The following is a 23,676-nucleotide window of genomic DNA, read 5'->3' on the forward strand; positions in this document are numbered from 1 at the left end:
ACCGCGCCACGCGCAGGACGGCCCGGTCAGCGGCGGCGGAGCCTCGGGCAGCCGGCGCACTCGTGGGTGCCGGGCACGGCATACAGGTAGCAGCACGAGTCGCGCTCCACCGGAGGCCGGCGACGCACCCTCGCCACGGACATCTCCCAGAGGTCCTCGACCATGGCGAGGCGCTGGTGGCGGCCGAGGTTGACCCCCGGGCGGAAGTTCGCGGCGAGCTCACGCCCCGCATCGAGGTAGGCGGCCCTGGCGGACTCGAGCCGCTGCCCCGGGTCCGCGACGAGCGCACCGGCGGAGCGGACCTGGAGGGTCGTCGGGTAGGCCGCCGACGGCTCGACAGCGAAGCTCAGCCCGATGGTGCGGGGGTCCAGGGACCACGGGCCGAACAGGGCGGCCGTGGCCGTGAGCGCGGCCGGCAGCTCGAGGCACCACTGGAGGACGAAGGCGGCCGGCATCGCGGGCGGCGGAGGGCTGCGGTAGTAGCGCTCGGTCGCCGCGGAGAACGCCGCCCGCCACCGCGCCGTGGGATCACCCGGTCCCGCCGAGGCCAGGTGCGACCACACGAGGGGAAGGTCGGGGGAATTGTCGTCGGCCGCGACGACCTGCCACAACAGGTGCGGCTGGACGACGCGCACGAGGGCGCTCAGGGATTCATCCACGGCATCGCTGCAGGTCACGAGGCCAGCGGGTGGAATTTCCGGGCCGACCCCGGAAATGCCACCCGCTGGAAAAGGACCACGCAAACGGCCCGGTCACTGGACCAGGATTCAGTGCGCCTTGTCGTAGGCGGCCTGGACCTCGGCCGAGATGCGCCCGCGCTCGCTGACCTTGTGGCCATTCTTGCGGGCCCATTCGCGAACGTCCCCGAGGTCGCGCTTGGCACCAGCGGGACGGGCTGCGGTGCGGGGGCTGGTCGTGCGACGGCCCGCGGAGCGACGGCCGTGCCCGACGTAGGGGGCAAGCGCTTCGCGCAGGGCGGTGGCGTTCGCGGCGGTGAGGTCGATCTCGTACGTGACGCCGTCGAGGGCGAAGGTCACCGTCTCGTCGGCGGGGCTTCCGTCGAGGTCGTCCTCGAGAACGATGTTGACGCGTTGTGCCATGGCGAATTCCTCTCGGGGTTCGGTGCAGGGGTTTCCACCTGAAAGTATTCGCTATTCCCGCTCAAGGCAAAAGACGACCCTCAGCGAGAATTGTCGACATCTGTCGCGGGAGCTGAATTGTCGGCATTCTCCGCGTGCGCCTTCTCCCACTGGGAATGCGCGAGACGTTCCTTTCTGTCCCCCTCGATCATGTTCTTGATGACGAGGTAGAAGAGGAATCCGACCCCTGCGGACGGAATGAGTGCCGCGACGTAGGGCCAGATGTTCATCGGGAGACCTCGGGCTTCAGGTGGGGAAAGAGAATGGTCTCGCGGATGTTCGCGTCGGTGAAGAGCATGACCAGCCGGTCGACACCGAACCCGAGGCCACCCATGGGCGGGGCGCCGTACTCGAGGGCACGCAGGAAGTCCTCGTCGAGCTGCATGGCCTCCGGGTCGCCACCGGCCGCCTTGATGGACTGGGCCGTGAGCACCTCGCGCTGCACGACGGGGTCGACGAGCTCGGAGAACCCGGTGCCGCGCTCGACGCCACCGATGATGAGGTCCCAGGCCTCGATCAGCCCGGGCTCGCTGCGGTGCGGGCGCGCCAGCGGCTGCGCCACCGCCGGGTAGTCGCACAGGAACGTGGGCTGCAGCAGGCCGGGCTCGACCAGCTCGCCGAGCAGCTCGAGGAACACCTTGTCCTTGTCCCAGGCCGGGTCGATCGCGACGTCGTGCTTCGCGGCATACCCGCGCAGGGTCTCCACGTCGGTGTCGAGGGTGACGGTCTCGCCGACCGCCTCGGACACTCCCTGGTAGACGGGCAGCCAGCGCCACTCACCGTCGAGGTCGATGGTGCCGGCCGCGGTCTCGACCTGCCGGGAGCCCAGGGAGTCGGCGACCCCGACGAAGATGTCGCGCATCAGCGCCGCGATCGTCGTCTGGTCGCCGTACGCCTGGTAGGCCTCGAGCATCGTGAACTCGGGGCTGTGCGTGGCGTCGACGCCCTCGTTGCGGAAGATGCGGCCCATCTCGTAGACGCGGTCCACCCCGCCGACGACGGCCTTCTTCAGGTTGAGCTCCAACGCGATCCGCAGGGTCATCTCCTGGTCGAACGCGTTCATGTGGGTCTTGAACGGACGGGCAGCGGCGCCGCCGTGGACGAGCTGGATGATCGGCGTCTCGACCTCGAGGTACCCCTGGCCCTCCAGCACGTGGCGGATCGAGGAGAGCACCTGCGCCTTGGTGCGGACCATGTCGCGAGCCTCCTGCCGCACGATGAGGTCGGCGTACCGCTGACGCACCCGCGCCTCCTCGGACAGGTCCTTGTGCAGCACCGGCAGCGGGCGCAGCGCCTTGGACGCCATCTCCCAGCTGGTCGCCATGACCGACAGCTCGCCGCGGCGGCTGCTGATGACGCGCCCCTCGACGAACACGTGGTCACCGAGGTCGACGGTCGACTTCCACTCCGCGAGCGCCTCCTCGCCGACCTCGGCGAGGCTGAGCATGACCTGCAGACGAGTCCCGATCCCTTCCTGGAGGGTGGCGAACGCCAGCTTGCCGGTGTTGCGGACGAAGATCACCCGGCCGGCGACCCCGACGACGTCCTGGGTCTCCTCACCGGTCTCGAGGTGGCCCCACTGGTCGCGCACCTCGCCGAGCGAGTGGGTCCGCGGCACCGTGACCGGGAAGGCCTGCTTGCCCTGCGCCAGCAGCCGGTCGCGCTTGTCCCGACGGACCTGCATCTGCTCGGGCAGGTCGGCCTCGGGAGCGGCGGCGTCGGTGGGGTTGGCGGTGGTGGCGCTGGGGGTTTCACTCACCAGCAAAGGGTACCCAGCGCCATACCCGGTCCCTGCACCCCGCCCGGCGTCCGCCCCGCTTCCCCGCAAAGCGGGTGTCCTTCGGGGAAACCATGGGAAATAAGTGCCGGTTCACCGAACGACACCCGCTTCGCGCGGGCAACGGGGCACAGGCACGGGGGCACGGGCAACGCGGCACGGGTAACGGGGCACCGCCGGGCGGGACCGGCGACGACGACGGCCTGGGTCAGACGAGGTCGAGGGCGAGGTCGAGGATCGGCGAGGAGTGGGTGAGCCCACCGACGCTGAGGTAGTCGACCCCGGTCAAGGCGTACGCGCGCGCCACGTCGAGCGTCAGGCCGCCGGTCGCCTCGAGCTCGACGTCCTCGCCGGTCGCGCGCACTGCCTCGACCGTCTCGCGCAGCAGGTCGACCGACATGTTGTCGCACAGCAGGAACCGTGCCCCGACCCCCACCGACTCGAGCGCCTCGGCCGTGGTGGTGACCTCCACCTGGACCGGCACGTCGGGGTAGCGGGCCCGCACCGCGGCATACGCCCTGGCGAGGGAACCGGCCGCCAGCTTGTGGTTGTCCTTGATCATGGCCACGTCGTGCAGGCCCATCCGCTTGTTGGTGCCGCCGCCGGCTCGCACGGCGTACTTCTCGAGCGCGCGCAGCCCGGGCGTGGTCTTGCGGGTGTCGAGGACGGTCGCCCCGGTGCCCTCGAGCTCCTGGGCCCACTGGCGCGTGTGCGTGGCGATGCCGGACAGCCGGCAGACGATGTTGAGCATGGTGCGTTCGCCGACGAGGACGACCTGCGTGGAGCCCTCGACCGTCGCGACGACGTCGCCGCGGACGAGCCGGTCACCGTCGGCGCGCAGGACCTCGACGTGGACCGGCGCGGCCCCGAGGCGTCGCGCGACCTCGTCGAAGACCAGCGGGACGACCGGTATGCCGCCGAGCACCCCCGCCGCGCGCGCCACCACGTGGGCGGTGCTCACCTGGTCCGGGGGGATCGTCGCCGACGTGGTGACGTCGACCCCGTCGGGGCCGCCGAGGTCCTCGTCGAGCGCGACGCGGACCACCTCGAGGGCGTCGGTCTGCGGGAACTGCAGGTCGGTCATGCCAGGTCCTGTTCGGGGACGGGGACGAACGTCGTCGTGACGGCACCGTCGACGCCACGGACGAGCTGGGTGTGACCGCGCCACGACGGGTCGACCTGCTCGGGGAAGTCCGAGCGGACGTGGCCCCCGCGGGTCTCCTCGCGCAGGGCCGCTGCGAGGGTCAGCACCTGTCCGACGTGCAGGAGGTTGGTCGTCTCCCACGACAGCGGGCCGGGTTCGCCCGAGGTCGCGGCGGCGGCGAGCTCCACGAGCGCGGCGGCCGCAGCGGCCAGCGAGTCAGCCGAACGGACCGCGCCGGACCCCGTCGTCATGGTGGCCTGGACCTGCACCCGGGCCGAGGCGTCGAGCAGTGCCGTGTCGGCGGTCGGGCGGACCGGGTCCACCTGCGGCAGCTGGCCCTCGGCGAGCCGGGCGCTGATGTCGTCGGCGATGCGGTGGGCGAAGACCAGGCCCTCGAGCAGCGAGTTGGAGGCGAGCCGGTTGGCGCCGTGGACACCGGTGCAGGAGACCTCGCCACAGGCGTAGAGGCCGTCGAGGGAGGTGCGTCCGACGAGGTCTGTGCGCACGCCGCCACTGGCGTAGTGCTGGGCGGGAGCCACCGGGAGGAGGTCGGTCACGGGATCGAACCCGAGCTCGCGACAGCGGGCCACGATCGACGGGAACCGCGCCTCGAGGAACTCACGACCGAGGTGGCGGGCGTCGAGGAAGACGTGGTTGTCGCCGGTCTGGTGCATCCGGTCGACGATCGCGCGCGAGACGACGTCGCGTGGTGCGAGGTCGGCCAGCGGGTGCCGACCCTGCATGAACCGCACGCCGTCCCGGTCCACGAGGAACGCACCCTCTCCGCGCACCGCCTCGGAGATCAGCGGCTGCTGACCGCTGGACCCCTCGCCGAGCCAGAGCACGGTCGGGTGGAACTGCACGAACTCGACGTCCGCCAGGACGGCTCCGGCGCGCAGGGCCGCTCCCAGCCCGTCGCCCGTGGCGACGGAGGGGTTGGTCGTGGCGGAGTAGACCTGCCCGAGGCCGCCGGTCGCGAGGACGACCGCGCGCGCCAGGGCTGCCCCGACGCCGTCCATCTGGCCCTCGCCGATGACGTGCAGGGTGACTCCGCAGACTCGGTCCCGCGCGTCCTGGAGGAGGTCGACCACGAGGGCGTGCTCGATGACCTCGATGCCCGGGTCGTCCTGCACCGCGTGCAGGGCCGCGATGAGGGCCCGGGAGATCTCCTTGCCGGTGGCGTCGCCGCCGGCGTGGGCGATGCGGTCGCGGTGGTGGCCGCCCTCGCGGGTCAGCTTGAGCTCGCCCTCGTCGTCGAGGTCGAACTCGGCGCCGAGCGCCACGAGCTCTCGCACCCGCTCAGGTCCCTCGTTGACGAGGGCGGTCACGGCCGGGACGTCGCAGACGCCGCAGCCCGCGACGAGGGTGTCGTGCAGGTGCTCCTCCGGGGAGTCGGCGGGGTCGAGGGCCGCGGCGATGCCGCCCTGGGCCCACTGGGTCGACCCCTCGTTCAGCACCGTCTTGGTCACGAGCAGCACGCGGTCGACCCGCTGGCGCAGCCGCAGGGCCGTGGTGAGGCCGGCGATGCCCGAGCCGACGACGACGACGTCGGCCGAGGCGGTCCAGCCGGGCTCCCCCGCCACGAGCCAGCGCGGGACCGTCAGCTCAGTCGCCATCCGGGCGACCCGTCACGGACGGCGTCGCAGGGACGGCGGGCGTCGCGGTGTCGACGTCGGAGAACACCTCGAGGGCCCGCCCACCGGGTCCCACGAGCACCGGCAGGTTGTCGATCAGCCGGGTCGTGCCGACGCGTCCGGCGACCGCGAGCAGCGCCTCACCGCGGTACCACTCGGGCACGTCCTCGAGCGTGTAGGGGTGGACGAGGACGAGGTAGTCCACGAGGGCCAGGGGTTCGCGCACGAGCACCGACCGGGCTGCTCGCCGGATCGCCGACGGGCCCTCGGCCGCGGCGGCAGCCCCGGCCTCCAGGGCCCGGGACAGGCACAGCGCGACCTCGCGGTCGGAGTCGGTGAGGTAGGTGTTGCGGCTGCTCATCGCCAGGCCGTCGGACTCGCGGACGGTCGGCACGGAGACCACGTCGACCGGGAAGTCGAGGTCGCGCACCATACGGCGGATGAGGAGGAGCTGCTGGGCGTCCTTCTGGCCGAAGTAGGCGCTGTCGGCACCGGTGAGGTGGAACAGCTTCGCGACGACCGTGAGCATCCCGTCGAAGTGACCGGGTCGGGCCTGGCCCTCGAGGACGTTGCCGAGCGGACCGGCGGAGATGCGGACGCCCGGGTCGCCGTCCTGGTAGATCACGTCCGGGGTCGGGGCGAAGACCACGTCGACGCCGGCCTTGCGGCAGATCTCCATGTCGGAGTCGAAGGTGCGCGGGTAGCGGGACAGGTCCTCGCGCGGCCCGAACTGCAGCGGGTTGAGGAAGATCGTGACGACGACGTGGGCGGCCTTGCGGCGGGCCGTCTCGATGAGCGTCGCGTGCCCCTCGTGCAGGGCTCCCATGGTCATCACGACGGCGACGTCGCCACCGGTGAGGCGCGCGCGGGCGGTCCGCAGCTCCGCGCGGGTGCGGGCGACGACGGGGCCGTCGACGGCGCCGACGGGACGGGGGTCACTCACTCATTGCTCCTGATCGCTCGCGAGGATGTCCAGCAGTGGCTCGGCGGCCTGCGGTCGCAACCGTCCGCTGGCCAGGGCCCGCTCCGCCGTGGCCCGCGCCAGCGCCACGTACGTCGGCCGGATGTCGGGGGTGAGCCCCTGCAGCTGTCGCAGGTGCTCGGCAACGGTACCGGCATCGCCGCGCGCGACCGGTCCGGTGAGGGCAGCGTCACCCGCGCGCAGTGAGTTGTCGAGGGCCGCCGCGACGAGGGGCCCGAGGACCCTCGAGGGCGTCTCCACGCCGGCCGCAGCGAGCGCCTGCAGGGACTGGGCGATGAGGGTGACGAGGTGGTTCGCGCCGTGCGCCAGGGCTGCGTGGTAGAGCGGACGCATCTCCTGCTCGACCCAGACGGGTTCGGACCCGATCTCGAGGACGAGGGCCTCGGCGACGGCTCGCAGGGGTTCGGGGGCGCTCACCCCGAAGCAGCAGTCCACCAGCCGGTCGAGGTCGAGGGCGGTGCCCGTGAACGTCATCGCGGGGTGCAGCGCCAGCCCGAGGACGTGCTGGCCGAGCGCGGGCTCGAACACCTCGAGCCCGTGCCGCCCCGACGTGTGCACGACGAGCTGACCCGCCTGCCAGGTGCGGGTGCTCGCCAGCCCGGCCACGAGATCGGCCAGCGCGTCGTCGGGCACCGCGATCAGGACGAGCTCGGCCCGCGCCACCACGTCCTCCACCGGGAGGACCGGTATGCCGGGGAGCAGCTCCTGCGCGCGGTTGCGGGAGGCCTCGCTCACGCCCGAGGCCGCCACGACCCTGTGCCCGGCCCGGCGCAGCGCAGCACCGAGGACGGCGCCGACGCGGCCGGTCCCGACCACGCCGACGGCCAGCCGTGCTGGACGCTCGTCGGCCGAACTCACGCGAGCACGCTACCCCCGCCGAGCCCCACCCCATGCGGCGCCCGCGCGACCGGGTGGTGGTGGGGCGGTGGCAGGGTGGACGGTTCGTGGGGTCCCCACGGGTGAAGGCCCTCGGCGGAGCCGGACGGGACGGGTGACAGACCGTCCTTCTGACGGACCCGCGGCTCGCCCCGACCTCGATAGCGTGTGCCGAATGGCAGGGGTGCAGTGGCGCGACGCGTGGCAGGACGCGCTGTACGGACCGCGGGGGTTCTACCGTGACGAGCGGGGGCCGCGCGGTCACTTCACGACGGCCACCCACGGCACGGCCGGCGCCGTCCTCGCAGGGGCCTTGGCCCTCCTCGCCCGTGAGCAGGGTCTGACCCACGTGGTCGACGTCGGCGCCGGGCGTGGCGAGCTGCTGGAGCAGCTCCACGTCGCGGACCCCACCCTGCGCCTCACCGGCGTCGACGTGGTCGAGCGACCCGCCTCGCTGTCGGCACCGGTCGAGTGGGTCAGCTCCCCCGGTGGGCGTGACCTCCCCGCCGCCCTGCACCAGCTCTCCGGCGCCCTCGTCCTCGCCCACGAGTGGCTCGACGTCGTCCCGTGCACCGTCGGCGAGGTCGACGCCGAGGGGGTGCTCCGCACCCTGGAGGTCGAACCCGGCACCGGGACCGAGACGCTCGGGCAACCCCTCGACGGCGCCGAGCTGGCCTGGGCCACGGCCCACTGGCCCACCGAGGCACCCGGCGACCGCGTCGAGGTGGGGCTCAGCCGTGACGAGGCGTGGACCGCCCTGCTCGACCGTATCCACAGCGGCCTGGCGGTGGCGGTGGACTACGGGCACCGCGGTGGGTCACGGCCGCTGCAGGGCACGCTCGCGGCATACCGGCAGGGGCGGGCGGTGGACCCGGTCCCGGACGGGACCTGCGACCTCACCGCCCACGTCGCGATGGACACCCTCGACCACGACGAGCTGCTCGACCAGCGCACCGCCCTGCGGGGGCTCGGCGTCGACGGGACCAACCCGCCCTTCGCCCTCGCCGCCGAGGACCCGCAGGCCTACCTGAGCGCCCTCGAGCGCTCGACGGCGTCCGCGGCCCTCACCGCGCCCGGGGGCTTCGGCGACTTCCTGTGGGCCGTCAAGCGCGTGGGCTGACCACCAACCGCTCGAACCCGCGCAGCACGAACGTCGGCCGGCGCTCGACGTCGACCACCTCCAGGTCGGGGAACCGTGCGAGCAGCGTCCGCAACGAGATCTCCAGCTCCAGCCGCGCCAGCGGCGCCCCGATGCAGAAGTGGATGCCGGCGCCGAAGGCCAGGTGCGGGTTCGGGTCGCGGGTCGGGTCGAACCGGTCGGGGTCGGCGAAGACCTGGGGATCGCGGTTCGCCGCACCCAGCAGCGCAGCCACCTTGTCACCGGGTTCGAGGTGGACCCCGCCGACGTCGGCCGGCTCCTTGGCGGTGCGCTCGAACAGGTGCAACGGGCTGTCGTGGCGCAGGAACTCCTCCACCAGTCGCGCGCGGGCCGCATCGTCGGTGACGTCGACCTGCGGGCGGTCCGGCGCCGTCAGCCACGAGTGCAGGCCGTTGCCGAACCCGTTGACGCTCGCCTCGTGACCGGCGTTCAGCAGCAGGACAGCCGTCGCGACGAGCTCGTGGGCCGACAACCGGTCGCTCCCGTCACGGGCCTGGACGAGGTCGCTCAGGAGGTCCTCCCCCGGCGCCTTCGCCCGGTGGGCCGCGAGGTCCTCCACGTAGGCCGCGAACTCGGCGCTCGCCGCCCTCGCCTGCGCCTCGTGCTCGGGGGTCCGGTCGACCTCGTACATCTTGACGATGGCCTGGCTCCACGGGCGCAGGTGCTCGCGCTCGGACTCCGGCACCCCGAGCAGCTCGGCGATGACGAGGACTGGCAACGGCTCGGCATACCCCTCGAGCACGTCGAACCCGCCGTCGGGCAGGTCCGCGAGCAGCCCGGCCGCCAGCTCCTCGATCCGCGGGGCGAGGCGCTGCACGTGGCCGCGCCCGAACGCGCCGGCGACCAGGCGGCGCAGCCGGGTGTGCTTGGGGGGTTCGCTGTCGAGGATGGAGTCGGCGTGCAGCCAGTTGAACGTGTCCCAGTCGGCGTCGGGTGTCCGCGGGCCGAAGACGCGCCCGAGCCGACGGTCCCGCAGCACCGCGCCCGCCTCGGCGTGACCGGTCGCGAGCCAGACGCCCATGCCGCTGTGCCAGGCCAGCGGCGAGGCGGCGCGCAGAGCCGCCAGGTGGGGGTACGGGTCGGCGACGACCGCCGGATCGGTGAGGTCGAGCAGGTCGGAGGCGTCGACGCCGTCAGGGGCGGTCCGGGACGCGGTGGCGGGGCTCTCGGGGGGCACCTGAGCAGCCTGCCGCAGGGCCATGGGTTTTGTCAGGTGCTGCCCACGCGGGCACACTGGTTCGTTGCTGACCGTCGAAAGGACCCCCCTGTCCCCATGAAGCACCAGCGACTCCCCCTGCGCCCGAACGCCCGCCACGCGGCCTGCTCCACCGCCCTTGCCGCCCTTGCCCTGTCGGGCTGCGGCGGCGGCACGCCCGGAAGCCCGGTGACCGTCACGGTCACCCCGACCGTGACCGCCAGCGGTTCCTCGTCGAGCTCGAGCAGCCCCTCCCGACCTGCGGCGCCGACCAGCGACGTGCAGGGCCGCGCCTTCGACTACGGGCGCATCACCAAGGTGGCCAAGGTCGCCGGCGCGACGGTGATCGAGCTCGACCGCTACACGTGGAAGAAGCTGGACGACGCGAAGCTCGCCCGGAGCGGCGTGCCCGAGCGGTGGTTCAAGGGCAAGCCCCCCTACACGAACCAGAACGACACGATCACGTTCACGATCCCGCTCGCCGCGAACGCCCGGATCCTCTACCACCACTGCGTCGCGGCCGACCAGCCGCTGCAGACCCGGTCGGCGACGATCCAGGAGCTCGCCGGCCTCGGCGACCGGGAGGACACCGTCGTCGTCGGCCTCGACGACCGCGGCCGGCTGACCACCGCCGACAACATCGCCGGCTGCCCGGGCTGAACCGCCCTTGCGCCGGGCCCGCACCGCGGCATACGGCAGACTGACCGGCATGACCACCACGGGAGGCCGCGAGCTCACCGTCGGCCTCGGCGCAGGCGGCCTCGCGTCCGCCGACATGGTCCTCAACATCGGGCCCCAGCACCCGGCCACGCACGGGGTGCTGCGGCTGCGGATCGTGGTCGACGGCGAGCGGATCGTCTCGGCCGAACCCATCGTCGGCTACATGCACCGCGGGGCCGAGAAGCTGTTCGAGGTGCGTGACTACCGCCAGATCGTGGTGCTGGCGAACCGGCACGACTGGCTCTCGGCGTTCTCCTCCGAGCTCGGCGTGGTGCTCGGGGTCGAGCGGATGCTCGGCATGGAGGTGCCGGAGCGGGCCGTGTGGGCGCGCACCCTGCTGGCCGAGCTGAACCGGGTGCTCAACCACCTGATGTTCCTCGGCTCCTACCCCCTCGAGCTCGGGGCGATCACGCCGATCTTCTACGCGTTCCGTGAGCGCGAGGAGCTCCAGGCCGTGATGGAGGAGGCGTCGGGCGGCCGGATGCACTACATGTTCAACCGCGTCGGCGGCCTCAAGGAGGACCTGCCCGCCGGGTGGCTCGGCCGCGTCGCGCACGCGGTCGCTGCGGTCCGCGCACGGGTGCCCGACCTCGAGTCGCTCATCGTCGGCAACGAGATCCTCGAGGCCCGCACGAAGGGCGTGGGGGTGCTCACGCCGGAGACCATTGCCGCGTATGGCGTCTCGGGCCCGATCGCGCGCGCGTCAGGGGTCGACATGGACCTGCGCCGTGACGAGCCGTACCTGGCGTACGCCGAGCTGTTCGCCGACGGCGGCCCCGGACGCGTCGTGACGAGGTCGGCCGGCGACTGCCTGGCCCGCCTCGAGGTGCTGCTGGAACAGGTCCACGTCAGCCTCGATCTCGCCGAGGCCTGTCTCGACCGGCTCGGCTCGCTGCCGCGCGGCCCGGTCAACGTCAAGCTGCCCAAGGTGCTCAAGGTCCCCGAGGGCGACCTCTACACCGCGACCGAGAACCCGCTCGGCTTCAACGGCTACTACCTCGTGTCCCGTGGCGAGAAGACGCCGTGGCGGCTCAAGCTGCGGTCGGCATCCTTCAACAACGTCGCCGTGCTGGCCGAGGTCCTCCCCGGCAACCTCATCGCCGACATGGTGGCGATTCTGGGCTCGATGTTCTTCGTCGTCGGCGACGTCGACAAGTAGCCGCTCAGGCGTCGTCCTCGCCGCGGTCGGGCGGGTCCACGCGGCACATCCGCTGGGTCACCATGCCGGCGACCGCCAGCACGGCTGCCGACAGACAGAGCGCCACGAGGCGCCAGAGCAGCTCGCGGTAGCCGGGCAGGGAGATCTCGGCGAGCGCGTGGGCCACCTGCGCGGCATACCAGCCGACCACGCCGGACCCCGTGAGGGCGGCGGCCTGCGCGAGGACCAGGGTGCGGGCGGCACGGATCGGGCTGAGCGGCTTGGTCGCCTCGCCGCGCAGGAACCGGCGCACCGGGAGACCGGCACCGATGACGAGCACGGCCATGACGACGAGCAGCACCGAGGAGATCCACGACGCCGGTCCGAGGAGCGCCCCGGTGCCGAGGTAGATGCGCCACCCGATCCACGACACGGCGCCGACGACGACGGCCGTGGCGACGAGCTGGGGCCAGCGCAGGCCGAGGCCCTCGTTCACCACGGCCCCTCCAGCAGGTCCACGTCCGGGCCGGGACGCACGCCCGACGTGTCGAGTCCCGCGACGAGGTCAGCGACGCGGCGGACCGAACCGTCGACTCGCAGAACGGCTTCCGGCTCGACCTGCAGCCACGGGACGAGGACGAACGCACGTTCGTGGGCTCGCGGGTGGGGCAGGGTCAGGCTCGTGGTGTCCATGACGACGTCGGTGTCGAAGACCGGGTCGCCGTACTGGACGAGGTCGAGGTCGAGGGTGCGCGGACCCCAGCGGACCTCGCGCGTGCGGCCGTGCGACAGCTCGATCTCGTGCAGCCCGGCGAGCAGCGACGAGGGCGCGAGGTGGGTCGTGCCGGTCACGACGGCGTTGAGGTAGACCGGCTGGTCGGGTCCGCCGACCGGGTCGGTCTCCACCACGGGCGAGACCTCGGTGATGTCGATGAGGCCGTAGAGCTCCACGGTCGCGTCGTGCAGGGTCTCGACCGAGCTGCCGACGTTGGAGCCCAGCGCGATGACCACGAGCGCCTGCCGCTCCCGCGAGACGCGCACCTGCACGTCGGTGAACGGGTGGCCCACGGGTGCCTGCGGCTTGTGCACGACGACCTCGACGGCCTCGACGAGGGGGCGCGTGAGCACCTTGTCGGCGATCCGGGCCGCGAGCGCCTCGATGAGGTCGAGCGGCTCGCCCTGGATCAGGGCGACGACGTCACCGGCGACCTCGGCGTAGTTGACCGTGTCGGCCAGGTCGTCGCTCGAGCCGGCCGGGCCGAGGTCGACCTGCATGGTGACGTCGACGACGAAGGTCTGGCCGTCGCGCTTCTCGAAGTCGAGGACGCCGTGGTGCCCGTGGGCGGAGATGCCCTTCAGGACGATCTGGTCGGGCATGGTGTCACCCTCCGTCGGTGGTGCTGGTGGCCGCGGTCGGGATGCCCGCGCCGGGGGCGCGGTCGATGCCCGCGTCGGGGGCGCGGTCGATGGCCGCGGTCGCGAGCAGGGCGTCCAGGGTCGTGGGCACGTGGTGCACGCGGACTCCCCACGCCCCGAGCCGCGCGGCGTGGACGGAGGTGGCCGCCGTCGCCGCGTCCCGCTGCGCCGGCGGGCGCGGGGGTTCGCCGTCGGGCACGCCGAGGCGTCCGAGGAAGGTCTTGCGGGAGGTGCCGACGAGGACGGGGTGGCCGAGGTCGACGACGCGGTCGAGGTGCCGCAGGAGGGTCCAGTTGTGGTGGGCGAGCTTGGCGAACCCGAACCCCGGGTCGAGCACGAGGTGGTCGGCCTCGATCCCGGCCGCCGTCAGGTCCCGCGCCCGGGCCGTCAGCTCGGCACAGACGTCCGCGACGACGTCGTCGTAGACCGCGCGCGACTGCATGGCGGCGCTGTGGCCACGCCAGTGCATGACGACGAACGGGGCACCCGACTGCGCGACGACCGCGGCCATCTCCTCGTCGGCCAGGCCGCCGCTGACGTCGTTGACGATGGCCGCTCCGGCTCGCAGTGCCTGGGCGGCCACCGCCGCGCGCATCGTGTCGACCGACAGCACGGCGCCCTCGCCGGCGAGGGCCTCGATCACCGGCAGCACCCGGCGCAGCTCCTCCTCGACCGAGGGGCGCTGCGCCCCGGGGCGGGTCGACTCGCCGCCCACGTCGAGGACGTCCGCACCCTGGGCGAGCAGCTCGCGACCGTGGGCGATCGCCGCGGACGGCTCGAACCACTCACCACCGTCGCTGAACGAGTCCGGCGTGACGTTGACGACGCCCATGACCACCGGGAGCCCGTCCGCCCGACGGAGCGGCCAGGAGGGGCTCACAGCCGCCCACCGATCCGGCCGAGCTTCGGCCAGGTGAGGAAGGCCTCGGCCTCGAGCGCCGCGAGGCCGACGCGCGGGAGGTCCGACCCGGCGGGATACAGGAGGAACCGCGGTTGCCAGTCCGGCTGGAACTTGGCGTTGAAGCGGTAGAGGCTCTCGATCTGCAGCCAGCGCGACGCGAACAGCAGCAGCGAGCGCCAGGCCCGAAGGACCGGACCCGCACCGAGCTTCTCACCGCGCTCCAGCGCCGAGCGGAAGGCGGCGAAGTTGAGGGAGACCCGGTGCACCCCGAGGCCGGGAGCCGCCTTGAGCGCCTCGACGATCATCAGCTCGTTGACGCCACCCTCGGCGGAGCTGTCACGCCGCATCACGTCGAGGGACATGCCGTCGGAACCCCAGGGCACGAACTGCAGGAACGCCCGGACGACCCCGTCCTGCCGCGCCGCCACGAACACGCAGTCGGGGTCGGACTCGTCGAGCAACCGCCCGAGGGCCATGGAGAACCCGCGCTCGGTGTCGGTGGAGCGCCAGGCCGCGGCGTCGGCCATGGCCAGCTCGCGCAGGCCGGGCTGGATGTCGCGCACGCGGGTGATCTCGACGGAGTACCCGGCCCGGGCGATCCGGCCGACCATCTGGCGCACGTTGCGCATCGGCCGACCCTCGAGGCTGAACGTCGTCGTGTCCACGACCGCCTCGTCACCGAGCTCGATCGCGGACATGCCGGTCTCACGCACCCAGGTGGTGCCGGCCCGCTCCGAGCAGCCGAGCACTGCCGGCGTCCACGCGTGGTCGCGGGCCTTGGCGACGAACGCGGCGATGGCTCCCGGCCAGGCCTCGGGGTCACCGACCGGGTCACCGCTCGCGAGCATCACGCCCGACACGACCCGGTAGGCGATGGCCGCCTTGCCGGACTCGGACCACACCACGCTCTTGTCGCGCCGGGTGTTGAAGTAGGCCAGCGAGTCACCGTGGCGAGCCATGAGGACACGCAGGCGTGCCTCGTCGTCGTCCGTGAGCTCGGGGCGCGGCTCGGGCGGGCGCAGGGCGAGGTAGACGGGCGTGAGCATGGTCATCAGCCCGAGTCCGAGCAGCAGCGCGCCCACCACGTCGGCCGTGCGGTCACGCAGGAAGTGCACCGGGCCGTCGGCGCCGACGAAGCCGTACAGGAGCTCGCGGGCGAGCTCGCCGAGGCCGGGGAACCCGCCGGCGAGCTCGTGCCGGTTGAGCCACAGGACCAGCGTCCCCGCGACCACGGAGATGCTCAGGAGCACACCGAACGCGCGCACGGCGCGCCACCTCGTGCCGGGGTCGCCGAGGGCCTCGAACTCGTCGCGGTGGACCCAGAGCAGGACCAGCCCGACGACGGCCACCAGGGCGGCGACGGGCTCGGTCTTGAGGCCGTGCAGCGCGATCGACAGGGCCAGCAGCACGACCGCGGCACGCCAGGCCCGACGCTTGCGCCGCTTGAGCGAGTGCCCGAGGACGAGCAGGAAGATGCCCGAGACGACGGTCGCGGCAGCCGCGGCGTCCGACAGGGCGCCGGGGAGCACCTCGGTGAGGTCCTGGAGCCGGTGGCGCCACGCGTGCCGCAACCCCGTCGCGAGGTCGATCACCCCGACGAGGTAGGTGAGGTTGCCCAGGATCCGGGGGACCGTGCGGCCGGTCAGGACCGCCGGCAGCCTCGACGGGATCTTGGTGGAGAGGGTCGAGAGCGTGGAGCGCGAGGGTTCGCGTCCGGTCACCGCTTGCCCCCGAGGAGGAGGGCCATCGCCTCGGCGCGGGTCGCCGGGTCGCGCAGCTGCCCGCGCACGGCGGACGTGATCGTCCGCGACCCCGGCTTGCGGATGCCGCGCATCGACATGCAGAGGTGCTCGCACTCGACGACCACGATGACCCCCTGCGCCCCGACGTGCTCGACGAGCGCATCGGCCACCTGCGTGGTCAGGCGCTCCTGCACCTGGGGGCGACGGGCGAACATCTCGACCAGCCGGGCCAGCTTCGACAGCCCGGTGACCCGACCGTCCTTGGCCGGGATGTAGCCGACGTGGGCGACCCCGTGGAACGGCACCAGGTGGTGCTCGCACATGCTGTAGACCTCGATGTCGCGCACGAGGATCATCTCTTCGTGGTCGATCTCGAAGGTCTTCGACAGCACCTCTCCGGCTTCGAGCCCGAGCCCGGCGAAGAACTCGCCGTAGGCCCGGGCCACGCGTGCCGGGGTCTCCTTCAGACCGTCCCGGTCAGGGTCCTCACCGATCGCGAGCAGCAGCTCGCGGACGGCTGCTTCGGCCCGGGGCTGGTCCACGCTCGAGCGCCCCTCAGTGGTCATTCGGGTTGACCTGGCCACCCTCGGGGAGCTCGATGGTCTGCGTCGGCGGGTGCTCCTCGGGTGCCTTGACCGCACCGGCCTCCGCAGCCTTGTCGATCGCCTCGGCCGTGCGACGGTCGGTGCCGGCGGCCTGCAGCGCGTGCGCGCTGCCGTTCTGTGCGGCCATCTCGGCGGGGGTGAGCACCGGCGGCTGGTCGGACAGGAAGCGCGTCTCGCTCGACAGCCAGGTCGGGCGCTGCGGGCGCTTGCGGATCGGCTCGAAGATCGCCGCGAGCTCCTTGGCGTTGAGCGTCTCGTGCTCGAGCAGGTCGAGCACGAGCCGGTCGAGGATGTCGCGGTTGTCGTTGATGACGTGCCACGCCTCGTCGTGCGCCGCGTCGATGAGCTTGCGCACCTCGGTGTCGACGATGCTCGCGATCTCCTCGGAGTAGTCGCGCTGGTGTCCCATGTCGCGGCCGAGGAATACCTCGCCCTGGCTCTGGCCCAGCTTGATCGCGCCGATGCGCTCGCTCATGCCGTACTCGGTGACCATCTTGCGGGCCATGCCGGTGGCCTTCTCGATGTCGTTGGACGCGCCGGTCGTGGGGTCGTGGAAGACGACCTCCTCGGCGACGCGGCCACCCATGGCGTACGACAGCTGGTCGAGGATCTCGTTGCGGGTCGTGGAGTACTTGTCGTCGGTCGGCATCACCATCGTGTAGCCGAGGGCCCGACCGCGGGGCAGGATCGTCACCTTGGTCACCGGGTCGAGGTGGTTCATCGCCGCGGCGACCAGGGCGTGGCCACCCTCGTGGTAGGCCGTGATCTTGCGCTCCTTGGCGGACATGATCCGGGTGCGCTTCTGCGGGCCCGCGATGACGCGGTCGATGGCCTCGTCGAGGGCGGCGTCGTCGATGAGCTTGCCGTCGCTGCGCGCGGTGAGCAGGGCGGCCTCGTTGAGCACGTTCGCGAGGTCGGCGCCGGTGAAGCCGGGGGTGCGGCGGGCGACGGCGAGGAGGTCGACGCCGGTCGCCATCGGCTTGCCCTGCGAGTGGACCTCGAGGATGCGGTGGCGACCGATCATGTCGGGTGCCTCGACCGCGATCTGGCGGTCGAACCGGCCCGGGCGCAGCAGCGCGGGGTCGAGGATGTCGGGGCGGTTGGTCGCGGCGATGAGGATGACGTTGGTCTTGACGTCGAAGCCGTCCATCTCGACGAGGAGCTGGTTGAGCGTCTGCTCGCGCTCGTCGTGCCCGCCGCCGAGGCCTGCGCCACGGTGGCGACCGACGGCGTCGATCTCGTCGACGAACACGATGGCCGGGGCGTTCGCCTTGGCCTGCTCGAACAGGTCGCGGACGCGGGAGGCACCGACACCGACGAACATCTCGACGAAGTCCGAGCCCGAGATCGAGTAGAACGGGACGCCGGCCTCACCGGCGACGGCGCGCGCGAGCAGGGTCTTGCCGGTACCGGGAGGGCCGTAGAGCAGGACGCCCTTGGGGATCTTGGCGCCGACGGCGAGGAACTTCGACGGCTCGGCCAGGAACTCCTTGATCTCGTGGAGCTCCTCGACGGCCTCGTCCGCACCGGCCACGTCGGCGAAGGTGACCTTCGGGGTGTCCTTGGACGCGAGCTTCGCCTTGGACTTGCCGAACTGCATGACGCGGGAGCCACCGCCCTGCATCTGGGTCATGAGGAACCAGAACAGGCCGAGCAGGATGATGATCGGGAAGATCGAGCCGAGCAGGGCCAGGAAGGGGTTGGTGCCCTTGTTGTCCTGGTTGAAGCCGCCGGGGGGCAGGTTGTCGTCCACGAGCTTGACGAAGCTGGGACCGGCCGCCTCGACGTACTCCGTGCGGACCTTGGTCGCGTCCTTGACGTTCTTGCCGTCGGAGTAGGTCTGACCACTCTTGAGGTCGATGTCGACGATCTCGTTGTTCGTGATCGTGACCTTCTGGACCTTGTCCTCGGTGATGAGCTTCTGGGCCGCGGACGTGTCGATCCGCGTGTAGCCACCGGCGTCGCCGAAGGAGATGACCATCAGCGTGATCGCGATGACCGCGACGACCCAGAACAACGGGGCCCGAAGGATGCGCTTGAAATCCATGTGTGTAGCGGGGCTGGCCGCCCCGTGCCTCCTGCTCGATCACGCTGTTGTGCCACGGCCCGGAACTGGGTGCGGCTCTACCACGACGGTACTACGGAGGTGCTGCCGTGGTTCGTGCTGGACAACGACCCGGGCAGACCTAGTGTTCCGGTCGCGTCCCGTGCCGCAGGCGCGTCCCGAGGCACGGACGGACGGGTTCCGCCCTAGGCGTAGACGTGCGGCGCCAGGGTGCCCACGACGCGCAGGTTGCGGTACTGCTCCGCGTAGTCGAGCCCGTACCCCACGACGAACTCGTTGGCGATGTCGAAGCCGACCCACTTGACGTCGATGTGGACCTTCGCGGCGTCCGGCTTGCGCAGCAGGGTGCAGATCTCGACCGAGGCCGGCGAGCGGGACTCGAGGTTGGACTTGATCCACGACAGGGTCAGGCCCGAGTCGACGATGTCCTCGACGATGAGCACGTGCTTGCCGGTGATGTCGGTGTCGAGGTCCTTGAGGATCCGCACCACGCCGGAGGACTTGGTCCCCGACCCGTACGACGAGACGGCCATCCAGTCGACGGGCGCGGTGCCGGGCAGGGCGCGCGAGAGGTCGGCCATGACCATGACGGCGCCCTTGAGCACGCCGACGAGCAGCAGGTCCTTGCCCTCGTACTCGGCCCAGACCTCCGTGGCGAGCTCGGCGAGGCGGGCGTGGATCTCCTCCTCGGTGATGAGGACCTTCTCCAGATCGGCTCCCATGTGGGCAGCGTCCACGGCTCTTCTCCAGGTTTCTCGGTGGTCTGACGGTCGGCGCCCGGGGGCACCTGGGCGACGGGGTCGGGTGCGGGGCTATTCAACCGGAGGCGGCGGACCGATGGATACCCGCCCACCGGCCCGGGTCGCCACCAGCGGACCGGGGAGGCTCACCGGCCCCTGCCCGTGCCAGTCCGTGACGAGCGCGTCGCACGCATCGGTATGCCGCGTGCTCAGCTGCCCGGCCGGCGCGCCCGCCGCGATGGCGAGGCGGCGCCACACCCGGGTCCGGACGGCTCGTGGGAGGGCGACCAGCGCGGTCACCTCGACGTGGACCCGCCGGGGCTCCCCGGCGTGTCCACCCCGGACCACGGCAGGGGCGGAGGGGACCAGGCCGGCAACGGCGTCGTCGGCGAGGTCGTCGAGCAGGTCGGCGTCCTCGCGCAGCTGGTCGGCGGTGCGGGCGAGGGCAGCGGCGACACCCGGCCCGAGGTCGCGCTCGAGGTCGACCAGGGCGCGGCGGGCCCGGACCCGGGTGAAGGCGGGGTCGTCGTTCATGGGGTCGTCCCACCACGAGAGGCCCTCGGCGGTGCACGACTCCCGGGTCTGCGTCCTCGACACGGTCAGGAGGGGACGGCGGTAGCGGTCCCGGGCCCGCGGCATACCGGCCAGGGAGCGGGCACCGGAGCCGCGGGTCAGACCGAGGAGCACCTGCTCGGCCTGGTCGTCACGGGTGTGGCCCAGCAGCACGAACCGCGCGCCGCGGCGGGTCGCAGCCTCGTCGAGCGCGCCGTAGCGCGCGTCCCTCGCCGCGGACTCGAGCCCGTCACGCCCCGCACCGACCTCGACGACGACCGACCCGACCGGCGCGAGTCCGAGTGCCTCGCACTGGGAAACCACCCGTCGTGCCACGGCAGCGGAGTCGGGGGCCAGCCCGTGGTCGACGATGCAGGCGCCGGCGCGGACGGCGAGCCTGGGCGCCTCGAAGGCGACGGCCGCGGCCAGGGCCAGGGAGTCGGCTCCCCCGCTGCACGCCACCAGGACGAGGTCGCCGGGAGCGCACTCCGCGAGCGCCTGGCGCACGGCCAGCCGGACCGCGGCGGTCGAGGGGTGCGGGCCGGTCACGGGCGTCCCGGGTCGACGTCGCGGGGGACGTTCACCCGTGGACGCGCGCGACCCACGCGGACGGCGTCTCGATCTCGGCGGCCCGCGGCAGCGTCTCCGGGGACTCCCACACCCGGTTGAAGCCGTCGGTGCCGACCGCGGCGGTGACCTCGCGGACGAAGACGGCGCCGTCGCGGTACTGGCGCATCTTCGCCTCCAGGCCCAGCAGGCGCCGCAGGATGCGGTCGAGCCCGCCGACGCCCTTGCGACGCTGGTCGAACTGGGTGCGGATCTGCCCGACGGACGGGATGACCTGCGGGCCCACCTCGTCCATGACGACGTCGGCGTGGCCCTCGAGCAGGGACATGACCGCCGTGACCTCGGCGAGCCGGGCTCGCTGCTCGGGCGTCGCGATGATGTCGGTGATGCCCGCGCCCCCGGCCCTGAGGGCGTCCGGCAGCTGCCGGCTGACCCGCTGGAGGGTCTCCTGGAGCGACTCGGGGTCGGGTACGAGGTCCGTGGCGAGCGCGCGGACGCGGTCGACGAGGTGGTCGCGGAGCCAGGGCACGGCGGTGAACTGCACCCGGTGGGTCTCCTCGTGCATGCAGACCCAGAGCCGGAAGTCGGCGGGGTCGACACCGAGCTCGCGCTCGACCTGGACGATGTTGGGCGCGACGAGCATGAGCTGGGGGGTGCCGCCGGGAGCCAGGTCGTACTGGCCGAGCACCTTGCCCGCCATGAACGCGAGCAGGGCGCCGGTCTCGGCACCGGTCACCCGACCACCGATGGCCTTGGCCAGGTCGCCGGGAACCTTCTTCTGCTTGTCGATGAGGGCGCCGAAGACCGGGTCCATCAGGGCGGACATCGAGTCGGCGTTGAGCGCGATCCAGGTCGGTCGGTCGACGACCACCGCCTCCGGGGCGTCACCGGGCGCGTGCATCCGTGCCGTGTCGGCGACCGGTTGCTTCGCCCGCCGGGCGGCCTCACGGACCTCGGCCACGACGTCGGCGGCTTCTCGGGCGGTCACGGTGGGCCCGGCGGGGACGAGCCGGGAGCCGGTCGCCTTGGCGAACTCCCAGTCGACGTAGCGGGTGCTCGACTGCAGCGGCACGGTCATCCCCTCACGGTAGGTCAGCGGCACCCGCAGGTCGCGAGCGCCGCCACGAAGCGGTCCAACGCCGCCCGGGCCGCCAGCGTTCCGACGCCGGCCGGGACACGGTCGGCCTGGACGACGTAGGACAGCACCCGGCCGTCGGCGTCGATGACCGTGCCGGCCATGGTGCTCGTCCCCGTGAGGGTGCCGGTCTTGGCCCGGGCTATCCCCGCGGCGGGGTGGGTGGTGGTCGTGGTGAAGCGGTGGGCGAGGGTGCCCGTGAGCCCGGCGACGGGCAGCCGCGCGATGGTGTCCTGCATCGCCGGGACCGAACCGTCGGCTCCCAGCTGGAGCACGTCCGAGAGCATCCGCGGGGACACCTTCTGTCCGGACGACAGGCCGCTGGTGTCCTTGATGACGGCACCGGAGAGGTCGACCCCCTTGGCCGACACCGTCTTCTTCACGAAGGCGACCGCAGCCGCGAACGTGGGCCGGCCCCCGGCCTTGACGGCGGCCTGGCGGGCCAGGCCCTCGGTCAGCGCGTTGTCGCTGTCGTCGAGGGCGAGGGCGAGGACGTCACCGATGGGCGCCGACTCGACCGTGCCGAGGACGGTGGCGCCGGCGGTGACCGGGGTGGTCCAGGTCCTCTCCGGGGCCAGCTTCGCGGTGATGCCCTGGGTCCTGAGCGCGGCCACGAACGCCGACGCGGTCGCCGCCTCCGGGTCCCGCGGCGCCGGTCGGAACGGTATGGCGCGCTGGCCCGCGAGACCGAGCATGGAGACCCCGCCGGTGTAGCCGGCCCGGACGTCGGCCTGCAGCCACGTCGGCGCCCACCGGGCACCCCGCGCGTAGCTGGTGTCGAGGCGCAGGGTGACCGTCGACGTGCCCGACGCCTGGAGCGCGGTCGCGACCTGGGCGGCCAGGTCGCCGAGCCCGGCCCGGCCCTCGACCGCCGACACGTTCCCCTTGCCCTTTGCGAGCATCGTGTCGCCGCCCGCGACGAGCACGATGGCGTCGGCAGAGGCGCCCTGCACCACCTTCGTGGGGAGGGTCGCGTGCGGGTCGAGCGTCGTGCCGACGGCCAGGGCGGTCAGGAGCTTGAGCGTCGAGGCGGGGGTGCGGGCGACGTCGGGCGACCTCTGCAGCAGCACCTGTCCGGTGAAGGCGTCCCGGACCAGGTACCCCGGCACCGGTCCCAGCGCCGGGTCGGACGCCTCCGACCTCAGGGCGGCCGCGAGGGCCGCCGGGTCGGGGATCGGGGCCCCTGCTGAGGCCGGCTGCAGCGGCTGCGCGGCCGAGTCGACCGTGGGCACCGTGGTGGGCGAGGCCGTCGCGCCGCCACGGGGCGCGCTCCCCGTGGTGGTCGTGCCCGTCGCGCCGGACCCCGTAGGCGTCGCCGGGGGCGAGCCGGCCGTGGGAGAGTGGGCAGCATCCCGGGTGAGGATCCCGGGGACGACGTCGTAGACGTCCAGCGCGCCATACCCGAGGACGAGCACCAGCAGCGCCACCACGGCGGCGAGGACGCGACGCACTCGACCCCCTCAGCGCTGGACTTGCGTCATACGGAACACTTGTCCGCGAGCCTAGGTCATAGGCGCGCGCACCAAACGGAAGGGACCAGCGTCGTGGAGTTCGACGTCACCATCGAGATCCCCCAGGGGCATCGCAACAAGTACGAGGTCGACCACGAGACCGGACGCATCCGTCTGGACCGCCTCCTGTTCACCTCCACCCGCTACCCCGCGGACTACGGCTACGTCGAGGACAGCCTCGGCGAGGACAGCGACCCGCTCGACGCCCTGGTGCTCCTCGAGGAGCCCACCTTCCCCGGTTGCCTCGTGCGCGTCCGCCCCATCGGCATGTTCCACATGCGCGACGAGGCCGGCGGCGACGACAAGATCCTCTGCGTGCCCGCCGGCGACCCGCGTCAGGCCCACATCACCGAGCTCGAGCAGGTGAGCAGCTTCGACCGCCTCGAGATCCAGCACTTCTTCGAGACCTACAAGGACCTCGAGCCCGGCAAGTCCGTCGAGGGCGCCCACTGGGCCGGTCGCGAGGAGGCCGAGAAGGTCGTCCGCGAAGCCATCGAGCGCGCCAGGGCCGCCGGCATGACCACCGCCCGCTGGCGCATGCCCGACGTGAGTGCCGAGCCGATGTCCGAGGCCAAGGCCCCGACCGAGTAGCACCCGCGCGCTGTGGCGCGCACATCACACACCTGAGCCCCCGGGCGACGTCCTGTCGCCACGGGGGTTCGGTCTTCTTCGGTGGTC

23 protein-coding genes are annotated in these 23,676 nt (G+C 72.5%); 4 read left to right on the top strand and 19 right to left on the bottom strand.

The window, feature by feature from the left end:
- Nucleotides 1-26 precede the first annotated feature (26 nt).
- From ASD62_RS08900 to ASD62_RS08935, 8 genes are all read right to left on the bottom strand, one after another.
- The gene (locus ASD62_RS08900) at nt 27-659 is read right to left on the bottom strand and encodes a hypothetical protein (protein WP_157581412.1); all 633 of its coding nucleotides are present in this window, start codon (nt 657-659) and stop codon (nt 27-29) included.
- 108 nt (nt 660-767) lie between these two features.
- Nucleotides 768-1,100 carry an Lsr2 family protein gene (locus ASD62_RS08905; protein WP_056915653.1) on the bottom strand — a complete coding sequence of 111 codons (333 nt, stop codon included), beginning with the start codon at nt 1,098-1,100 and terminating at the stop codon, nt 768-770.
- Between the two features lie 80 nt (nt 1,101-1,180).
- Entirely contained in the window at nt 1,181-1,369 is a 189-nt protein-coding gene (locus ASD62_RS08910; protein ID WP_056915654.1) for a hypothetical protein, read from the bottom strand.
- Nucleotides 1,366-2,898 carry a lysine--tRNA ligase gene (gene lysS, locus ASD62_RS08915; RefSeq protein WP_056915655.1) on the bottom strand — a complete coding sequence of 511 codons (1,533 nt, stop codon included), beginning with the start codon at nt 2,896-2,898 and terminating at the stop codon, nt 1,366-1,368. The genes ASD62_RS08910 and lysS overlap by 4 nt, the downstream gene beginning before the upstream one ends.
- Before the next feature lie 226 nt (nt 2,899-3,124).
- Nucleotides 3,125-4,000 (bottom strand): carboxylating nicotinate-nucleotide diphosphorylase, encoded by an 876-nt coding sequence (nadC, locus tag ASD62_RS08920; RefSeq protein ID WP_056915656.1) that lies wholly within the window; start codon nt 3,998-4,000, stop codon nt 3,125-3,127.
- Nucleotides 3,997-5,676 (bottom strand): L-aspartate oxidase, encoded by a 1,680-nt coding sequence (locus ASD62_RS08925; protein WP_056915657.1) that lies wholly within the window; start codon nt 5,674-5,676, stop codon nt 3,997-3,999. Before ASD62_RS08925 ends, nadC begins: the two co-directional genes overlap by 4 nt.
- Nucleotides 5,666-6,637 carry a pantoate--beta-alanine ligase gene (gene panC / locus ASD62_RS08930; protein WP_056915658.1) on the bottom strand — a complete coding sequence of 324 codons (972 nt, stop codon included), beginning with the start codon at nt 6,635-6,637 and terminating at the stop codon, nt 5,666-5,668. Before panC ends, ASD62_RS08925 begins: the two co-directional genes overlap by 11 nt.
- Nucleotides 6,638-7,534: a Rossmann-like and DUF2520 domain-containing protein gene (locus ASD62_RS08935; RefSeq protein ID WP_056915659.1), complete on the bottom strand. Its 897-nt coding sequence runs from the start codon at nt 7,532-7,534 to the stop codon at nt 6,638-6,640. It abuts the gene before it with no gap.
- 193 nt (nt 7,535-7,727) lie between these two features.
- Between ASD62_RS08935 and ASD62_RS08940 the strand changes: the two genes are divergently transcribed.
- Complete coding sequence (locus tag ASD62_RS08940) at nt 7,728-8,672, top strand: SAM-dependent methyltransferase (RefSeq protein WP_056915660.1); 945 nt, start codon at nt 7,728-7,730, stop codon at nt 8,670-8,672.
- Here the strand turns inward: ASD62_RS08940 and ASD62_RS08945 are convergent.
- Nucleotides 8,656-9,888 (bottom strand): cytochrome P450, encoded by a 1,233-nt coding sequence (locus tag ASD62_RS08945; protein WP_235529323.1) that lies wholly within the window; start codon nt 9,886-9,888, stop codon nt 8,656-8,658. The two genes, ASD62_RS08940 and ASD62_RS08945, sit on opposite strands and share 17 nt — an antisense overlap.
- A 96-nt stretch (nt 9,889-9,984) precedes the next feature.
- On the opposite strand from ASD62_RS08945, the gene ASD62_RS08950 reads away from it, so the two are divergent.
- Together ASD62_RS08950 and ASD62_RS08955 are read left to right on the top strand one after the other, a co-directional pair.
- A complete protein-coding gene (locus tag ASD62_RS08950) occupies nt 9,985-10,566 on the top strand; it encodes a hypothetical protein (protein WP_056915661.1) in 582 nt (193 codons plus the stop codon).
- Between the two features lie 49 nt (nt 10,567-10,615).
- Nucleotides 10,616-11,785: an NADH-quinone oxidoreductase subunit D gene (locus ASD62_RS08955; RefSeq protein ID WP_056915662.1), complete on the top strand. Its 1,170-nt coding sequence runs from the start codon at nt 10,616-10,618 to the stop codon at nt 11,783-11,785.
- A 4-nt stretch (nt 11,786-11,789) separates the two neighbouring features.
- Here the strand turns inward: ASD62_RS08955 and ASD62_RS08960 are convergent, their stop codons facing one another.
- The 10 genes from ASD62_RS08960 to dacB form a co-directional block, all read right to left on the bottom strand.
- Entirely contained in the window at nt 11,790-12,260 is a 471-nt protein-coding gene (locus ASD62_RS08960) for a DUF3180 domain-containing protein (protein ID WP_162246880.1), read from the bottom strand.
- Nucleotides 12,257-13,141 (bottom strand): 2-amino-4-hydroxy-6-hydroxymethyldihydropteridine diphosphokinase, encoded by an 885-nt coding sequence (folK, locus tag ASD62_RS08965; RefSeq protein ID WP_056915663.1) that lies wholly within the window; start codon nt 13,139-13,141, stop codon nt 12,257-12,259. Before folK ends, ASD62_RS08960 begins: the two co-directional genes overlap by 4 nt.
- 4 nt (nt 13,142-13,145) lie before the next feature.
- Nucleotides 13,146-14,012 carry a dihydropteroate synthase gene (folP, locus tag ASD62_RS08970; protein ID WP_082580986.1) on the bottom strand — a complete coding sequence of 289 codons (867 nt, stop codon included), beginning with the start codon at nt 14,010-14,012 and terminating at the stop codon, nt 13,146-13,148.
- Nucleotides 14,013-14,056: 44 nt separating this feature from the next.
- A complete protein-coding gene (locus ASD62_RS08975) occupies nt 14,057-15,802 on the bottom strand; it encodes a phosphatidylglycerol lysyltransferase domain-containing protein (RefSeq protein ID WP_056915664.1) in 1,746 nt (581 codons plus the stop codon).
- Nucleotides 15,799-16,389 carry a GTP cyclohydrolase I FolE gene (gene folE, locus ASD62_RS08980; protein WP_056915665.1) on the bottom strand — a complete coding sequence of 197 codons (591 nt, stop codon included), beginning with the start codon at nt 16,387-16,389 and terminating at the stop codon, nt 15,799-15,801. The genes ASD62_RS08975 and folE overlap by 4 nt, the downstream gene beginning before the upstream one ends.
- Nucleotides 16,379-18,475 (bottom strand): ATP-dependent zinc metalloprotease FtsH, encoded by a 2,097-nt coding sequence (ftsH, locus tag ASD62_RS08985; protein ID WP_056915666.1) that lies wholly within the window; start codon nt 18,473-18,475, stop codon nt 16,379-16,381. The genes folE and ftsH overlap by 11 nt, the downstream gene beginning before the upstream one ends.
- 203 nt (nt 18,476-18,678) lie before the next feature.
- Nucleotides 18,679-19,215, bottom strand: a complete 537-nt coding sequence (gene hpt / locus ASD62_RS08990) for a hypoxanthine phosphoribosyltransferase (RefSeq protein ID WP_082553477.1) — start codon at nt 19,213-19,215, stop codon at nt 18,679-18,681.
- Between the two features lie 90 nt (nt 19,216-19,305).
- Nucleotides 19,306-20,334, bottom strand: coding sequence for a tRNA lysidine(34) synthetase TilS (tilS, locus tag ASD62_RS08995; RefSeq protein ID WP_056915668.1), 1,029 nt, complete (start codon nt 20,332-20,334; stop codon nt 19,306-19,308).
- Between the two features lie 31 nt (nt 20,335-20,365).
- Nucleotides 20,366-21,430 (bottom strand): zinc-dependent metalloprotease, encoded by a 1,065-nt coding sequence (locus tag ASD62_RS09000; protein ID WP_056917273.1) that lies wholly within the window; start codon nt 21,428-21,430, stop codon nt 20,366-20,368.
- 14 nt (nt 21,431-21,444) lie between these two features.
- Nucleotides 21,445-22,938, bottom strand: a complete 1,494-nt coding sequence (dacB, locus tag ASD62_RS09005) for a D-alanyl-D-alanine carboxypeptidase/D-alanyl-D-alanine-endopeptidase (protein ID WP_056915669.1) — start codon at nt 22,936-22,938, stop codon at nt 21,445-21,447.
- A gap of 93 nt (nt 22,939-23,031) precedes the next feature.
- Between dacB and ASD62_RS09010 the strand changes: the two genes are divergently transcribed.
- Complete coding sequence (locus ASD62_RS09010) at nt 23,032-23,589, top strand: inorganic diphosphatase (RefSeq protein WP_056915670.1); 558 nt, start codon at nt 23,032-23,034, stop codon at nt 23,587-23,589.
- Nucleotides 23,590-23,676: the final 87 nt, after the last annotated feature.

This window comes from Phycicoccus sp. Root563 (assembly GCF_001427915.1).
Taxonomy (GTDB): domain Bacteria; phylum Actinomycetota; class Actinomycetes; order Actinomycetales; family Dermatophilaceae; genus Pedococcus.

Bases quoted from the DNA above. Each gene is read 5' to 3' on its own strand.
- ASD62_RS08905 (WP_056915653.1), bottom strand. From the start codon at position 1,100: ATGGCACAACGCGTCAACATCGTTCTCGAGGACGACCTCGACGGAAGC.
- ASD62_RS08910 (WP_056915654.1), bottom strand. From the start codon at position 1,369: ATGAACATCTGGCCCTACGTCGCGGCACTCATTCCGTCCGCAGGGGTC.
- nadC (WP_056915656.1), bottom strand. From the start codon at position 4,000: ATGACCGACCTGCAGTTCCCGCAGACCGACGCCCTCGAGGTGGTCCGC.
- ASD62_RS08925 (WP_056915657.1), bottom strand. From the start codon at position 5,676: ATGGCGACTGAGCTGACGGTCCCGCGCTGGCTCGTGGCGGGGGAGCCC.
- ASD62_RS08940 (WP_056915660.1), top strand. From the start codon at position 7,728: ATGGCAGGGGTGCAGTGGCGCGACGCGTGGCAGGACGCGCTGTACGGA.
- ASD62_RS08950 (WP_056915661.1), top strand. From the start codon at position 9,985: ATGAAGCACCAGCGACTCCCCCTGCGCCCGAACGCCCGCCACGCGGCC.
- ASD62_RS08955 (WP_056915662.1), top strand. From the start codon at position 10,616: ATGACCACCACGGGAGGCCGCGAGCTCACCGTCGGCCTCGGCGCAGGC.
- folK (WP_056915663.1), bottom strand. From the start codon at position 13,141: ATGCCCGACCAGATCGTCCTGAAGGGCATCTCCGCCCACGGGCACCAC.
- folP (WP_082580986.1), bottom strand. From the start codon at position 14,012: ATGGGCGTCGTCAACGTCACGCCGGACTCGTTCAGCGACGGTGGTGAG.
- folE (WP_056915665.1), bottom strand. From the start codon at position 16,389: ATGACCACTGAGGGGCGCTCGAGCGTGGACCAGCCCCGGGCCGAAGCA.
- ftsH (WP_056915666.1), bottom strand. From the start codon at position 18,475: ATGGATTTCAAGCGCATCCTTCGGGCCCCGTTGTTCTGGGTCGTCGCG.
- hpt (WP_082553477.1), bottom strand. From the start codon at position 19,215: ATGGGAGCCGATCTGGAGAAGGTCCTCATCACCGAGGAGGAGATCCAC.
- ASD62_RS09000 (WP_056917273.1), bottom strand. From the start codon at position 21,430: ATGACCGTGCCGCTGCAGTCGAGCACCCGCTACGTCGACTGGGAGTTC.